14 protein-coding genes are annotated in these 15,835 nt (G+C 46.7%); 7 read left to right on the top strand and 7 right to left on the bottom strand.

Going from position 1 to position 15,835, the window contains the following annotated elements:
* Positions 1-44: 44 nt before the first annotated feature.
* Together DYD21_RS06695 and DYD21_RS06690 are read left to right on the top strand one after the other, a co-directional pair.
* Positions 45-1,742, top strand: coding sequence for a GMC oxidoreductase (locus tag DYD21_RS06695; RefSeq protein WP_116034412.1), 1,698 nt, complete (start codon positions 45-47; stop codon positions 1,740-1,742).
* 1 nt (position 1,743) lies between these two features.
* Positions 1,744-2,322 carry a gluconate 2-dehydrogenase subunit 3 family protein gene (locus DYD21_RS06690; RefSeq protein WP_116034410.1) on the top strand — a complete coding sequence of 193 codons (579 nt, stop codon included), beginning with the start codon at positions 1,744-1,746 and terminating at the stop codon, positions 2,320-2,322.
* 304 nt (positions 2,323-2,626) lie between these two features.
* Here DYD21_RS06690 and DYD21_RS06685 read toward each other — a convergent pair whose 3' ends face one another.
* Genes DYD21_RS06685 through DYD21_RS06655 form a run of 7 tightly spaced genes read right to left on the bottom strand, consistent with a single transcriptional unit; the run spans position 2,627 to position 9,098 of the window.
* Positions 2,627-3,343, bottom strand: coding sequence for an SAM-dependent methyltransferase (locus DYD21_RS06685; RefSeq protein WP_116034408.1), 717 nt, complete (start codon positions 3,341-3,343; stop codon positions 2,627-2,629).
* Positions 3,344-3,350: 7 nt separating this feature from the next.
* Positions 3,351-3,851, bottom strand: a complete 501-nt coding sequence (locus tag DYD21_RS06680) for a hypothetical protein (RefSeq protein ID WP_116034406.1) — start codon at positions 3,849-3,851, stop codon at positions 3,351-3,353.
* A 16-nt stretch (positions 3,852-3,867) separates the two neighbouring features.
* Positions 3,868-5,103, bottom strand: a complete 1,236-nt coding sequence (locus tag DYD21_RS06675) for a serine hydrolase (protein ID WP_116034404.1) — start codon at positions 5,101-5,103, stop codon at positions 3,868-3,870.
* Positions 5,104-5,112: 9 nt separating this feature from the next.
* Complete coding sequence (locus DYD21_RS06670) at positions 5,113-6,423, bottom strand: type IX secretion system plug protein domain-containing protein (RefSeq protein WP_116034403.1); 1,311 nt, start codon at positions 6,421-6,423, stop codon at positions 5,113-5,115.
* On the bottom strand, positions 6,401-7,231 hold the full coding sequence (gene dapF, locus DYD21_RS06665) for a diaminopimelate epimerase (RefSeq protein ID WP_116034401.1): 831 nt from the start codon (positions 7,229-7,231) through the stop codon (positions 6,401-6,403). The genes DYD21_RS06670 and dapF overlap by 23 nt, the downstream gene beginning before the upstream one ends.
* A 2-nt stretch (positions 7,232-7,233) precedes the next feature.
* Positions 7,234-8,436, bottom strand: coding sequence for a DNA polymerase III subunit delta' C-terminal domain-containing protein (locus DYD21_RS06660; protein WP_116034398.1), 1,203 nt, complete (start codon positions 8,434-8,436; stop codon positions 7,234-7,236).
* Positions 8,436-9,098, bottom strand: coding sequence for a heme exporter protein CcmB (locus DYD21_RS06655; protein ID WP_116034396.1), 663 nt, complete (start codon positions 9,096-9,098; stop codon positions 8,436-8,438). The genes DYD21_RS06660 and DYD21_RS06655 overlap by 1 nt, the downstream gene beginning before the upstream one ends.
* A 242-nt stretch (positions 9,099-9,340) precedes the next feature.
* On the opposite strand from DYD21_RS06655, the gene DYD21_RS06650 reads away from it, so the two are divergent.
* The 5 genes from DYD21_RS06650 to DYD21_RS06630 are packed head-to-tail and all read left to right on the top strand — an operon-like array spanning position 9,341 to position 15,724.
* On the top strand, positions 9,341-9,811 hold the full coding sequence (locus DYD21_RS06650; protein ID WP_116034393.1) for a PTS sugar transporter subunit IIA: 471 nt from the start codon (positions 9,341-9,343) through the stop codon (positions 9,809-9,811).
* A 1-nt stretch (position 9,812) separates the two neighbouring features.
* The gene (gene dacB, locus DYD21_RS06645; RefSeq protein WP_158551442.1) at positions 9,813-11,279 is read left to right on the top strand and encodes a D-alanyl-D-alanine carboxypeptidase/D-alanyl-D-alanine-endopeptidase; all 1,467 of its coding nucleotides are present in this window, start codon (positions 9,813-9,815) and stop codon (positions 11,277-11,279) included.
* A 4-nt stretch (positions 11,280-11,283) separates the two neighbouring features.
* Positions 11,284-12,657, top strand: coding sequence for a sigma-54 dependent transcriptional regulator (locus DYD21_RS06640; RefSeq protein ID WP_116034388.1), 1,374 nt, complete (start codon positions 11,284-11,286; stop codon positions 12,655-12,657).
* An 8-nt stretch (positions 12,658-12,665) separates the two neighbouring features.
* Complete coding sequence (folD, locus tag DYD21_RS06635; RefSeq protein WP_116034386.1) at positions 12,666-13,559, top strand: bifunctional methylenetetrahydrofolate dehydrogenase/methenyltetrahydrofolate cyclohydrolase FolD; 894 nt, start codon at positions 12,666-12,668, stop codon at positions 13,557-13,559.
* Positions 13,560-13,600: 41 nt separating this feature from the next.
* Positions 13,601-15,724 carry a M3 family metallopeptidase gene (locus DYD21_RS06630; protein WP_116034383.1) on the top strand — a complete coding sequence of 708 codons (2,124 nt, stop codon included), beginning with the start codon at positions 13,601-13,603 and terminating at the stop codon, positions 15,722-15,724.
* The last annotated feature ends 111 nt before the right edge of the window (positions 15,725-15,835 follow it).

The raw sequence follows: 15,835 nt of genomic DNA, 5'->3' as shown, positions 1-15,835 counted from the left end.
CAGCGCACCTAAACGGTAAACCATATAACGCAGAAGAAAAACGAATGAATCTAAATATTAAAGCCCGCGAAGAAAACACATACGACGCAATTGTTGTAGGAACCGGTATCAGCGGAGGATGGTCTGCTAAGGAGCTAACAGAAAACGGCCTTGAGACACTGGTACTGGAACGTGGAAGAGATGTGAAACATATCGATGATTACCCTACTGCAACACTTGATCCCTGGGAACTTCCCCCCAATGATCAGGTTCCTTATGAGGAACGGAAGCACTATGAAAAACAGCTGCGCACGGGTTACACAATTCGTGAATCCACAAAACATTGGTGGATTCGGGATACCGATCAGCCCTACGAGGAGAGAAAACGGTTCGACTGGATTCGGGGCTACCATGTGGGCGGACGTTCGATTATGTGGGGCAGACATAGTTATCGACTTTCACCGATGGATTTCGAAGCCAATGCCCGGGAAGGAATTGCTGTAGATTGGCCCATCCGGTATGAAGACCTTGAACCCTGGTATTCTCATGTCGAAAAATTCGCCGGAATTTGTGGTGAGGCGCTTGGACTTCCTCAGCTGCCAGATAGTGAATTTCTTCCGCCCATGGAACTCAACTGCGTTGAAGAGGCATTGCGAGAATCTATGGCAGAAACGTTTGATCGTGTTCTTACCACCGGCCGTGTAGCAAATCTTACCCGGTCTCATCAAGGAAGAGGCAGCTGCATGTATCGAAACCTTTGTAGCAGGGGATGTCCTTACGGTGCTTATTTCAGCAGTAACGCTTCAACTCTTCCTGCCGCTGAGCGAACCGGGAATATGACACTCCGGCCGCATTCAATTGTAAATTCCGTAATGTATGATGAAGAAACAGGCAAGGCGACCGGTGTACGGGTTGTAGATGCGGAATCGGGTGAAATGTATGAATATTATGCCCGAATTATTTTTCTGAATGCGTCTACCGTCAATTCCACATCTATATTAATGAACTCCACTTCCGATCGTTTTCCGGATGGAATGGGCAACGACTCCGGCGAACTGGGTCACAATATGATGGATCACCACTTTCGTGTGGGTGCAAATGGCGAGATGGATGGATTTGAAGACCGCTACTACTACGGAAGGCGACCCAACGGCTTCTATATTCCCCGTTTCAGAAATATCAACGGGAACGACAGAGATTACCTGCGTGGATTTGGCTACCAGGGAAGTGCAAGTCGCGAAGGGTGGCATCGGGGTGTTCGCGAACTGGCGATAGGTTCAGAGCTCAAAAATCTTGTATCTACGCCCGGGAAATGGACGCTTGGGATGACCGCTTTCGGTGAAATGCTTCCCGATCACAGCAACCGAATGTGGCTGAACCATGATGAAACTGACAAATGGGGTCAGCCTACCGTTGTCTTTGACGTTGAATTCAAAGAGAATGAATATAAAATGCGTGAGGATATGAAAAATGACGCAGCCGAAATGCTTGAAGCGGCCGGTATGAAAAATGTAAGCACGTATGATGATGCCGGCGGTCCTGGTCTTGGTATTCACGAAATGGGAACAGCCCGAATGGGACGCGATCCTCAAACATCTGTTCTTGGTGAATGGAACCAAATTCATACCGTTCCGAATGTATTTATAACGGACGGGTCCTGCATGACCTCAGCTGCGTGCCAGAATCCATCTTTAACCTATATGGCTCTTTCAGCCAGGGCTGCTAATTACGCTGCAGAACAAATCAAAAAAGGAGATCTCTAAGATGAGTAACGAAAGCGGAATGAACAGAAAAGAAGCAATTAAACGAACCGGGTTACTCCTTGGAGGTGTGATTTTTGCGCCGAATATTCTGGGAGTTCTAAAAGGGTGCTCGCCAACGCCGGGAGGCTGGGACCCGGAGCTTTTTTCTGCTGAACAAGCACGGGTTGTCACCGCACTTTCTGATGTGATCCTGCCGGCTGATGACACACCGTCAGCGAGTGAGGTAGGTGTACCACAGTTTATCGAAACGATGGTGAAAGATCATTACAGCGAAGAACAGCGCAACCAGTTTTTAGATGGACTGGATAGGTTCGCCGATGAATACAGAACAGAAATCCAGGGCGAATATTTTGATGGCACGGATGATGAGAAGTACGATTTTACCTATCACCAAAACCGCATTGCCATTGAGGAAAGCCCCGGTGAGAGTCCGTTTATTCTTACTTTCAAAGAACTGACAATGCTCGGCTATTTTACTTCTGAAGTGGGAGCAACGCAAGTTCTTCGGTATGAGGCAAATCCCGGTATGTATGACGGGTGCATGCCTTTAGAAGAGGTGGGCCGTACCTGGGCGACGTAATGATGTGTTTTCAGGTGCTCCCCAATTAAACAATTTGGAGTCCCATAATTTGTATCTGCCACAGGTTTTATCTGTTCTGCGGATTTAATTGGCTGGCCGAGCCGGTAGTTCTCATTTTTCAACGTTGAGTTGAGGAAGAAAGAAAATTAATACCATGGGGCTGGATCTTGTGAAAGATTCGAAATACAATTCGATGGTTATCTCATGAATTAAATCAACAATTTTCCTTTAAGGTTCTGTCCAGCCCGGAAAGGAAACGGCGTTTAAATCATAAACTTCATCAGATCGGTTAGCTTCCCCGCCATCAATTATCGGCATAAATCAAGAAGAGTGCAGGTTTTTTCTGTAGATCAGGGGCCGGTTCCGCTTTCCATTCGTAGACCGGTTTGGTTTTTAAAAACTCATCCTCTGCAGTTAAATTGCAGGCAATGCAGAGCCGGGTGGAGAGTCTGCAATGTTTGAGAAGCTGATCATAAAGAGAACTGTTTCGATGCGGAGTTTCCATGAAAATCTGGGTTCGTTTCCGGACTGCCGATTCTTTTTCAAGTTCCTGAATTTCCTGTATTCTCGATTTCTCCTGGATGGGAAGATACCCGTGAAAGGTAAACGACTGACCATTCATTCCTGATCCCATCAACGCAAGCAAAATGGATGACGGTCCGATCAGCGGAACAACCGGGTGCCCCTGCTGATGGGCGAGGTTTACAAGTTTGGCTCCCGGATCAGCTACTGCAGGTGCACCCGCCTCCGACATCAGCCCGACATCCTCTTCGCTGAGCAAATTCATAAAGCTTATCACTTCATGATCGGGTGTTTTTTTGTTGAGTACCCGGAAGGTCTGTTTATACGTTGGGGTTGGATGTTTAATCCATTGTAAAAAACTCTCGGTGGTCTGCATTTTTTCAACAACAAAACAGTTCAGTGACCGGATCACCGAAAGTGTATGTTCAGGCAGAGCCAGGTTTTCTTTGCGTTTTGATATTGGAGTAGGAATGAGATAGAGGGTGTTTTTATTTGACATATCCAGCTTATGCTATAGCGGTTTCAGCGTCAATCTGTTCAATTTCAATTTTTTCTTCACCATCTCTGATTCTGCGTAATGCAAAACGGGTAACAAAAAACGCCACGATTAAAACCGCAATAAGGCTGATAAAAGAGACAGCCATATTTACAGAAACCACGCTTTTTTGAAGTTCGTAGGTGGGAAGCATCACAATCGGGTTGAATGAATTGCTGCTGTAGCGGACCGGTATGAGTTCAGACTCCATAATCACCTGTGCCATTTGAACGGGCAGAGCAAGTCGTTCTTCAACACGTTCACCATCCTGAAGCTCGAAACGCAGCACAACATAGCCGTTGGTTTGGGCTGCAATCTGTTTTACATCAAAATCGATCACATCCGCTACGTAGCTTTCACCATTCTCGTAAGTGCTATTTAACCCGTTGTATACCAGTAACTGGTACCCTCCCTGAAATAAAAAATAAGCAGGGAGCAACCAGATCAGAAAGAGAAAATAATATTTATTCATGATTTAACTATTTGTTCTATTCGTCACTTAAAACGGTGGCGGATCCGTTGCCGGCTCTGTCGGCAACCTGTTGCATCTGTATGATCATCGCCGGATCAAAAATCATGCGCTGCTGAAAATCCTGGTGCATGTGATTGCTTGACATATGAAACCAGAAAGCAATTTGAATTCTATCAAAAAATACGGCCTGTACGGTAGTGTCTCCCGTATATGCAGAAGTACCGATATCAATTCCTGTAAGGAGTCCCATCCGGTGATCATAAATCGCACCGTAATCGCTGAAGTCCCTGGTGATACCTGACTGCTGCTCCATCGGCCATCGCAGCCATTCCATCACCTGATTGCTGACACCCGGGCTGATCAAATTTTCTGAGGCGATTTGCTCCAGAATATCGGTCATTTCCCGGGCAGTGGTTTTGGGAAATAGTCCCAGCCCGTCTCGTTCCTCCATAAAGGTATTTCCAAGACGCTTTTCGCGGGTGTATGTACGAACGGAATCCCTGAAATCATCCTCATGCAGAAAGCGTTCCGAAAAGTCTATAACGAGAGAACGAAAATCAGCAGTCTCTTTTTCAGATTCAATACGATAAATTTCGTCTGCTTCCATCTGCCGGAGTCCGGGCGAGAGAGTCATGTAGAGACCGGAAAAGGGCAGGGGCAGATCCGTTTGTTCCAGCTGCAGCGTTTGGGATAATGCATCCCACCTCTCAGGGCCGATATTCCACCAGAGATAGTCGGACAGCGCGAGATCATTATATTCAGCCAGCAGTTTCATTGCATGATCCAGGGTGATTTCACCATCCTGTATCCAGCCACGCCTGTCGGCTGCCCTGAAACTCTGCTCATGTTCTGATTGATTCACATCAGGCAGCTGGTGACTGCTGATGGAACTCCATTGAATTCGTGTATCGGGATTAAAATCTCCATTTTCAATACCTGCGGCTCCGGCGATCAGTATAAACAGGTTTGATGTGGTTCCCATCGGACGCCGGATGTCTTCACCGTAACGGATGGTGGAGTCGGCCGGTACCATAACCTTGCTCACAAAAGAAACGTGTTCGGGATTCTGCTCAATGTATCGTGATAAACCTTGTAAGGAGTAGGTCTCTTCCACCCATTCACTGCCTTCGACCATCGCATCACGATTTTCAAAAAATACGGTGAATGGCTGCCAGTTCAGAAATAAGATAGATCCGAAGATAATGACTGCGGTAAAAAAGAATGCGGCGAAAAATTTTAATGCTCTTCCCATAGTTGCTGATCAGGAATTTTCGAAAAAGTTATTGGTTTGAAGTAGGCGGTAATAAAACCGATTGGGGTCCCGGTAATAGACAAATGCATGATATTCCTGTTCGGTTCGCGTAAACGAATCATCGAGCGCAAGATCGTTAATCTGGTTGTTCTCAATCAACAGATATTTGTATGCATACGTGCCGGTTTTGATAAATCCGTTCGTTCTCCACCGGTCGGTTTCCGGGTGATATCTTAGCCGGTAATCAGATTGTATCGCCCAGTTGTTAAAATCACCTACAAGATAGATCGTGGAATTTTGTGAAATCCTGCTGTCGGGCTGAAAACGGAAATGTACGTTGGCATACCGGGCTGAAAGGTCCGTATCCGGGTTGGTTAACCGGGACCCGGGTAGACGGGTTCTGGATGCCGAAAACCCCTGAACATCATCAAAAAGGAGAACCCGGGGCGGGATTTCCGTTGGATTATACTCCAGGATTTGAGGTGCCTGAAGGGTTAAATCTGTTAGATCGAGCTGCTGGAATTCATAATCTCCGGTAAATGAATTCTCCTGGCGCATTTCAAACAGAACTTCGCCCTGTGTGGATGTATCCAGTTCCTGAGCTTGCCGTGCACGTCCCCAGAATTGATTTTGTATGTAATAGAATTCGAGATCAAACTGAGGTGTTGTTACGAAATCCGGGAGTTCAAAAACGCTTCGGGGCCGGTGGGAAATGCGCCCATCCTGCCGGGGAACTGTTCTTGTTTCAACCTGGGATCGGATAGAACCTTCATTTTCGGTAATGAAAAATGGCATGGAGAACATAAAATCACCGCTATCCGCATCTTCAACCTGCAGCATGTAATTACCGCTGACGAGGAATTGGATATCATCGTTCGGAAAATTGTAACTGTATTGCCGATAGGTTGGACGTTCTGCCCGGCTTAATCTTCCGGTGGGGATATTCAGGCTAAAATATCCGTCTTTAAAAAAATCTTCAGCCAGTCCCGATTGGCTCCAGTCAGGATTGTGATGGGTAAACGTAATACGCAGCTGCCGCGAATTATATTCTAACAGATCGAAATTCAGACTGAGTTGCTGCGAGGAATTCAGGCGGATGACCGGGGCTGCGTTTATACTGCCGGCACGGTTTAAACGTACAGAGTAGACCAGGTCGCTGGCATTCATCTGACCGGGAACCGTAAACAGGTTTTCCGGCTGGCTATATTCAGACGCAGCTGCACCCTGGTCCCGGCTGCCGTTTTCTGATGTACCACAGGCAGTAACCGCAATTGACAGTAAAAACAGGCAAAAAAGTTTAAAAAAAGTATCGTCCTTCAAATACAAAAGCAGTAGGGCCTTCAAGTTTTATGGATGAATAGCTGTTGTTCACGGATGAAAACGTAAAATGAACGAAAAGCGTACCTCCCTTCACATTAATTTGGTATCTGAATTCACCTGTGCCGCTCTCCTGTAAATGGTGCCAGGCAAGGGCGGAGGCGATAGCCCCGGTTCCACAGGCGAGTGTAAGATTTTCAACTCCTCGTTCGTATGTTTGCAGCGAAAGTTGGCTGCGATCTGTTCCGGCAATAAAGTTCACGTTTGTACCTTTCGGTGAAAATTTTTCGTGCTGGCGCAATTGCCGCCCTGTAGATATAAGTTCGGACTCGTTTTTGAGTTCAGCTTTCGGCCGAACACCAACGATGTGCTCAGTATTGGTGTAAATATTAAGATATTCTTTATCCTCAATTGTAACCTGTTTTACAGTCGTGGTTAATGGAAAGTCGATGGTAACGGATTTTTCATTAACCGTTGCCTGGTAAATTTTATCGTGCACACGAAACGAAAATTCGTGCGGAGCACCCAGGGTAACGGCGTAGGAAGCAAAACAACGAGCTCCGTTTCCACACATCCCGGCATCGCTGCCATCCGGGTTTTTATAGGTCATCACCAGATCTGCCTGTTTTTCGTCATCGTAATTCAGGGCAATTACGCCATCGGATCCAACGCCGAACTTCCGGTTACTTAATCTGGGAGTGATGGATGCAATCTGTTTATCAGAGAGCTGCAGCGTGCGGTTATCAAAGAGAACGAAATCGTTTCCTGCACCGTGAATTTTTACGAAGGGTAGAGAATCGTTGGTACGCATGGTTAAGATTCACTGTATGCAGGTAGATGCTGCCAGGGTTTGCTGTTTGGTATATCGGGCTCTGTACCTCTCATCAGGTTTCCGAAGCGAAAGGCGAGTGCTGTAAAGATAAGCTTAAATTGAACATTATTGTAGAAAAGCTGCTTAAGATTTTGAATCTCTTCAATCATCTCTTCCAGCCTTGCATCGCCAAGGGATTTGCAAAACTTTTTTATCACATCCAGCTGGTCTACGTTAATTATCAGATCGCGGTTTTGTGTTTCCCTGTAGATCATGATATCCCGAAGAAGCTGCTCCAGTGTGTTGCTGAGGGCGATCTGTCCTTCGAGGTTTAGCCTGGACTGCCACCCTTCAATCAGTGGAACGAGCTCGGGCGCATCCTGGGTATAGGAATACCGAAGAAAATCAACAGTTTCAGCTCTTGATTTCTGCATCTCTTTCAAATCAAGATAGCGGCAGAGAGCGTAATTGCCATCAGAAATACGGGCCAGGAAATCGGCATCTTTTTTCTCAAATCCATCAAACCTTTGCAACCCATCGGAGATTTCTTCTCTTGAGAGTGGCGCCAGCCGGATCTGCTGACAGCGCGACATGATGGTGGGCAACAGCTGATCGGTTTTATCAGCCGTTAGGATAAACATAACATTTCCTGCAGGCTCTTCAAGAAGCTTCAAAAATGCATTTGCAGCCTCTTTTCTCATCGTATCAATTCCCGTGATGACCATGACCGTCCGCCGGCCTTCGTTCGGTTTCAGAACCGTTTTGGGGCGAATTTCATCGCGATAATAATCGATATAGTAAAATGCCCGCTTATTTTTTGAACTGGAGTCGTTATTCAGGTCAGGCCGCAGTGTGAAATCAACAATTTTGTATGGATCTTCCGCGAGGAGCTTAATTCGTTCTTTTAGTTCATTTGTTCCGGATGATGTGGGAAGCGGTATGAAAACATGAATATCGGGATGGGTGTACCAGCTCGATTTTTTACTCTTTGCGGTACCTTTCAGATCGGTGAGATGATCGATTCCATTGATCGCTTCAGCCATCGCCAATGCGAAGGGAGTTTTCCCCGAACCGTCGGGTCCGGTGATCAGATAGGCGTGGCTCAGCCTGTCGGACCTGAATATTTTTTCGACCTGGTCAAGCGCATGCGATTGGCCGACAATTCGACGGTTTCCAAGGTTTATTTGTTCATTAAGTATGTTCATCAATCCTCCCAAATAAAATCAAATAGTATGATCCCGGCACTTATCATCACTCCGCAGTATCCAATGAGTGCGGCCAGGTCGTTGTACGCATCGTCCGTTACCCCTTCAATAAGCGCGGTTCGGGTAACAGACGTTAAAATCAGCAGAAGCGGCACAATCAGCGGAATACAGAGAACCGAGAACACCGCGCCGCGACGGTCTGCCTGGGCAATCATCGCTGATGTTAGCGTAGTGACGCTTGCCAGACCTGCAGCGCCAAAAAAGATGGCTGAAAGCAGAAACGGAACATCCACAATAACCATGTTCATCATGATGATGTAGAAAAAAATCGTAAAAATGTGGAGTACCAGCAGAAAGACAAAATTATATGCAAGTTTGCCGATGAAAATCTGCGACGGTTTTGCATGTAGTTTCAAAAGATCCCACGTTTTTTTATCCGCTTCCTGCACAAAAGAACGCATCATGCCCGTCATAGCAGCAAATAATATGATGATCCACACCAGGCCGCTTTTCGGGGTTGGATCCAGCTGATCAGCACGAAGCGTAAATAAAATCAACAGCAGAGAAGCACCGGTGAAGGCGAGCAGGGTATTGAGCGCATAACGCGTACGCAGCTCAATGGCGATCTCTTTTTTAAAGATAGAGAGAGCCGGTTTTACCATCTGTTATACATGTTTAATTGCATCCTTAAAGGTAGCAAAAAAGTAACGGGCGGGTAAATAGAATTTGCACTTTAATCAGGCCCGGAACCGGGCAATTGCAGATCATCAGCCAATAATGGGAACGCTGTTTCGTTTTATTCCGTCATTGGCCGGGAATCGGGATTATGAAATAAGTAATTTATCATAATTCCTGTTATCTTCGGCATCTATTTAAAATTATCGATACTGGGCATTACGGATTTATGGACATTTATTCACTTCTTGACAAATCAACCATTATTGCAGGCTTAAAGGCAGATGACAAAAAGGATCTCATCAACGAACTTGTTGATCTTCTTGAGCCAAAAGTGAACAGTGATCAACTTGAAAAGATACGTTCTTCTGTTTTTGAACGGGAGGAGATCATGTCAACCGGAGTGGGGAAGCAGCTTGCCATCCCGCACGGAAAATGCTCACAAATCGATGATATTCTTGCAAGTTTTGCACTTCTTGAGGATCCCATTGACTTCAATTCTATCGATAATGAGCCTGTTAAAATTGTATTTCTTCTGGTCGGTCCCGAAAGTAAATGCAATACACACATTAAGTTACTGAGCCGAATATCGCGGCTGATGAACAGCTCATCATTCCGGGAGAAACTGATCGGTTGTACGTCTGCAGATGAAATTTTTGAGACGTTTCAGCGCGAGGAGATCGAATATTTCGGTAACTGACGTGAAGAATCACCACTTCCCATTTTTTCCGTCCCTTTTATGTTTCGGGTTTTTGCTTTTCGGTCTCATTACGCCGGCCAGGGGTTTTCAAACCGTTGACCCCGTACAGGATATCATTCGTCAAAGTCATGCTGCATCATCATTCTGGTCGGTTGTTGTGCGCGATTCCGAAAACAATGTTATTTATGATTATAACGGCGATAAGCTGATCCGTCCGGCTTCGAACCTGAAGCTTGTATCATCCGCAGCATTTCTGGAGCTTCTGGGGCATGATCACCAATTCAACACCAAACTCTACGGAACCGGGGAACAAGACGGACAAACCTGGCGCGGTGATCTTTATATTCGCGGAAACGGCGATCCATCCATTAACGGTGAAGCGTATGACGATCCGTTTTTTCTGTTTGAACGTTGGTACTCCGTTCTCGACTCAATGGGTATCGAAACAATTGATGGAAATATCATCGGGCACGACGGACTTTTTGATGATGTGCCGTATCCAAGAGGATGGGAATGGGATGATTTGAGTTACTATTATGCACCTGAAATAAGCGCGCTCTCATTTAATATGAATGTGGTGAACCTGGAAGTGAGGGCGGATGGCAGTCCCGGATCCAGACCTTCAATCACATGGTTCCCGTTTGATACGCCGTATGTCCGGTTTGTGAACGAGCAGACGATCACGCCGCAAGGTACCCGTTTTGATGAATCGTACCGCCGGGAACTGGGAGAAAACACAATCTACCTGAGAAGCAGGCTCCCGCAAGGATATTACGAAACTGAGCCGCTTAGCATACATAATCCCTCTCTCTTTTTTATTGATACATTCAGCCGCTATCTTGACAGACATGGCATCAACGTCAGGGGCCAGCTGCTTGTATCGCAGGAGCGTGTGAACTGGGACGCCCCCGGGTTTACTCCGCTGGATTCACACCGGTCGAAACCTCTTTCTACAATGATTACCCGGCTGAACAGAGAGAGTGATAATTTTTATACTGAGATGCTGTTAAAGTATTTAGCTTCAGAAAAATATGGAGTTCAGGGAACCACTGAACTCGGGTTACAGCTGCTTGAAGAGTATATGGAATCGAACGGATTTACTCCCGGTTCGATCATGCTTCGCGATGCATCCGGAATGGCACCGGCTACACAGCTGAAAGCCGGGGAACTCAATCATTTTCTCTTCCAGATACAGTATAAACCCTATTTTGATATATACCTGAACAGCTTGTCGGTGGGCAGCCGAAATGGCACGCTTCGCTATCGGTTTCACAACAGCCCGGTATCGGATGGATTTCGGGGCAAAACAGGATTTTTATCGGGCGTCAGGAGCCTGAGCGGTTATCTTGAAACCGCTGGAGGAGATCGGCTCGTTGTTACAATCGCAACAAACAACTATACTGTGCGGACAGCCGTAGTGGATTTGATCCACGAACGTATTTTAAATTATTTATACACGAACTACTGATCCGATGGCAAATAAGAAACCGACCATACTTGTTACGGACGATGAGAAAAGCATCCGGAACAGTCTGAGTGAAATTCTTGAATTTGAACAGTATAACGTGCTCCAGGCGGAGGGCGGGGAGACCGCTCTGCAGCAGATCCGGGAATCTAAAGTGGACCTTGTGATACTCGATATCAAAATGAAAGGCATGGACGGAATTGAGGTGCTGGAAAACATTCGGGAAACCCATCCCGATCTGCCTGTGATTATGATCAGCGGACACGGCACCATTAAGATTGCCGTTCAGGCTACAAAGATTGGTGCATTTGATTTCATTGAGAAGCCGCCGGACCTAAACAGATTATTAATTAGCGTTCGCAATGCATTGTCCCGCAATGAACTGGTAGAGGAAAACAAACGCATCCGAAGCGAGCTGAACAATGTGAAGGAAATGGTTGGTGAAAGTCCTGCTATTGCCCGCATCAAAAAAACGATTGAAAAAGTAGCGCCCAGCACCAGCCGTATTCTCATCACCGGTGAAAATGGAACTGGAAAAGAACTTGTGGCACGCTGGATTCACGAAAAGAGCAAACGGGCATCCAAAAAGTTTGTGGATGTGAACTGCGCGGCTATTCCGTCAGAACTATTGGAAAGTGAATTGTTTGGTCACGAAAAAGGCGCGTTTACGGGCGCTTCAGATCGGCGCATCGGAAAATTTGAGCAGGCGGACGGCGGAACGCTTTTCCTGGATGAAATCGGTGATATGAGCCCCGATGCACAGGCAAAAGTGCTTCGGGTACTGCAGGAAAATCAGATTACACGTGTTGGGGGCAATGAACGAATTGATGTTGACGTGAGGGTCATCTGTGCAACCAACCGCGATCTTGAAGAAGAGATTCGCGAGAACAGGTTTCGGGAAGATCTTTATCACCGCATCAACGTGATTCCCATCAAACTGCCGCCGCTGCGTGAGCGAAAGGATGATATTCCGCTGCTGGCCAGGTGGTTTCTCTCACAGCTTTCTGATAAAGAAATTATCTATGCCGGAAAGTCGTTTACGGATGATGCTCTTGAAGAGCTGAAATCACATCAGTGGTCGGGCAACATCCGGGAACTGCAGAACGCTGTGGAAAGAATGGCGCTTCTTTCGGATGGTGAGAGTATCGATCGGGATGACGTTACTCATCTCGGCTCGATGAAAACGGGTACAAAATCCGACCTGAAAGAACTTGCCGAGCAGTCGCTTTCTTTCCAGGAGTATAAAGAGCAGGCCGAACGGTATTATCTGCTGAATAAGCTGGAGGAGCACGATTGGAATGTTTCGGCTACAGCCGACGCGATAGATATCCAGAGAAGCCATATTTACAATAAAATGAAAAAATACGATATAGAACGCTAAACTACATTATGTCCGCACAACTAATTGATGGAAAAAAAGTAGCAGAACTGACCCGCAGCCAGATTAGGGAGGATGTTGAAAGCTGGGTGAAACAGGGCAACCGCCCGCCTTTTCTTCAGGTGATTCAGATTGGGAGCGATCCCGCATCTTCCACCTATATTGGCGCAAAAACCAGGGCGTGTAATGATGTTGGAATTGAAACTGGAACAGCACACCTCTCAGATACCATCTCTGCCAAAGAATTGAAGCAGGAGATTCGAAAATTTAATGAAAGCAGCAGTGTGGACGGCATACTGGTACAGCTTCCGCTTCCGTCGCATTTATCATCTCACGATGTTATTGAGAGTATCGATCATCGAAAAGATGTAGACGGGTTTCACCCCATGAACGTGGGTCGCCTTGCTGTGGATCAACCTACGTTTCGTTCGTGTACACCCGCTGGAATCTTTGAACTCTTTAAACATTACAGCATTCAGGTGAAAAGTAAACATGCCGTGGTTGTTGGGGCATCCAATATTGTTGGTTCGCCAATGGCCATTATGCTTTCCAGGGAAAATTCGTCAGGAAAAGCGACTACAACCATTTGTCATAAGTACACAAAAGATATCACCCGCCACACCATTGATGCCGATATTCTGATTGTTGCCGCGGGGCAGCCCGGGCTGATTAAAGCAGAAATGGTGAAAGAGGGTGTTGTAATCATCGACGTGGGAATTAATCGTGTGGCTGATGAAACCAGCAAAAAAGGCTACAAGCTGGTAGGCGATTGCGATTTTGAAGGACTGCGCGAAAAAGCGAGTTGGATCACACCGGTTCCGGGCGGAGTTGGCCCAATGACGGTAGCCATGCTGATGAAAAACACACTTCTCGCTGCTAAGAAATCAATTTATCCCGATGCGTAGCGTTTAAAACAAAATATTTTTAACCAACACCTGATCAACCCATGAAACTAAAACAGATTTCCTTTCTGCTGCTGGCAGTTTTTTTTGCTGCGGCCTGCGATAACCAAACTAATGATATTGATATGAGCGAGAACCCGTTTTCGGAAGAGAGCACCCTGCCGTTTGAGGCGCCCGATTTTAACCAGATTAACGATGACCATTTTATGCCCGCATTTACGGCAGGGATGGAAGAACACCTGGAGGAGATTGAGCGGATTGCCAACAACTCGGAAGAACCCACTTTTGAGAATACGATTGTGGAGATGGAGCGGTCAGGCAGACTCCTGACAAGAGTTCAGCGGGTATTTTTTAATCTTGCATCAGCTCATACCAACGATCAGATTCAGGATATTCAATCTGAACTTGCGCCAAAACTGGCCGCGCACAGTGATGATATTCTGCTGAACAGCACACTATTTGAGCGGGTAGATCAGCTTTACAATAACCGTGAAAATCTCGGTCTGGATGATGAATCGCTTAAGCTTCTTGAAGATACACACCTCGATTTTGTACGTGCCGGAGCCCGGCTCACCGATGATCAGCAACGCAGAATGCGGGAGATCAACGAACGGATTTCGTCGCTAACCACAGAATTCCAGGAAAAACTGCTCGATATGACACGCGAACGTTCTGTAATTGTGGAAGATGAATCGATGCTCGACGGTTTGAGCAGCGATCGAATTGCATCGGCCCGTGAAGCGGCAGAACGACGCGATGAGGATGGGAAATATCTCATCAGCATCAGCAATACCACACGGCATCCGCTGCTGACGTCGCTGAACAACCGGGAAATGCGACAAAAACTATGGGAAGCATCCGCTAATCGCGGAATTGGTGAGGACGGTGGGATAGATACCCGCCCGATTGTGCTGGAACTCGCGGAATTGAGGGCAGAGCGGGTTGCTCTTCTGGGATATCAGAATTATGCCGAATATGCGATCGAACCTCAAACTGCGGGTCACCCCGATAACGTCCTCGAAATGCTCAACGGACTTATTCCAGCTGTAGTTGAAAATGCCAATGAAGAAGGCAGGCTGATCACAGAAATGATGCAGCGCGATGGAATTGATGATGAATTGCAGCCCTGGGATTGGGAATACTACGCCGAAAAAGTGAGAAGCGAGCGTTATGATTTCAACGATGATGAAGTCCGCGCATATTTTGAACTCGACACGGTTCTGAAAGATGGCGTGTTCTACACGATGGAGCGTTTGTACGGCATTCGATTTGAAGAACGTGATGATATCCCTGTGTACCACCCTGATGTGCGTGTCTTCACAGTTTACGACAGCGACGACAGCGAACTCGGACTTTTTTACGGCGATTTCTTTTCGCGCGATTCAAAACGCGGCGGTGCCTGGATGAACTCGTTTGTTGTGCAATCTCACCTGCTGGATAAAAAACCGGTTGTGGTCAACGTGCTCAACATCACGCCGCCTGCAGAGGGAGATCCCGCACTGATTAGTTTTGATAACGTTACCACACTGTTTCACGAAATGGGTCACGCCGTTCACGGTCTTTTTTCTGATGTAACTTATCCCTCACTCGCTGGTACCTCCGTACCCCGCGATTTTGTTGAATTTCCATCCACATTTGAAGAAGATTGGGCGATACTGCCTGAAGTTCTGGAAAACTACGCCGTTCACTACGAAACCGGGGAACGCATTCCCCAGGATCTGCTCGACCGCCTGATCGAGGCTCGGGAATTCAACCAGGGTTTCGATACGTATGAATACCTCGGCGCGACGATGGTAGATATGGAGTGGCATCTGCTCGAAGAAGGCTCCGTACCCGACGATGTAGTGGAGTTTGAAAACCGGTCTCTCGAAAAATATAATCTCGATAACCCGGTGATTCCTCCCCGCTACAAATCACCTTACTTTGCACACGTATTCTCCGGCGGATATTCTGCTAATTATTACGCCTACATCTGGAGTGAAATTCTTGCAGCGGATGCATTTGCATTTATGAAAGAGCAGGGAGGATTAACCCGCGAAAACGGTGACCGGTACCGCGAGCATATTCTCTCGCGCGGAGGAAGCCGCGACGCGATGGAACTTTACCGTGAATACAGAGGCGGCGATCCCGATGTAACCAATCTTCTGAACAGACGTGGATTGAATTAATTCGGTTAATCAGAAGTTACCTCTTTGGACCGGAAATGATTGAAGTGCCCCTATCATCAGGAATCCGGGATTCGTGATGGAAAATCCCCTCTCGAGAGGGTTCCTCTTTTT

This window comes from Rhodohalobacter sp. SW132, assembly GCF_003390325.1.
In the GTDB taxonomy this organism is placed as follows: Bacteria; Bacteroidota; Rhodothermia; order Balneolales; family Balneolaceae; genus SW132.
The sequence above is the reverse complement of the archived record's forward strand: the minus strand, read 5'-3'. Positions and strand labels throughout refer to the sequence as shown.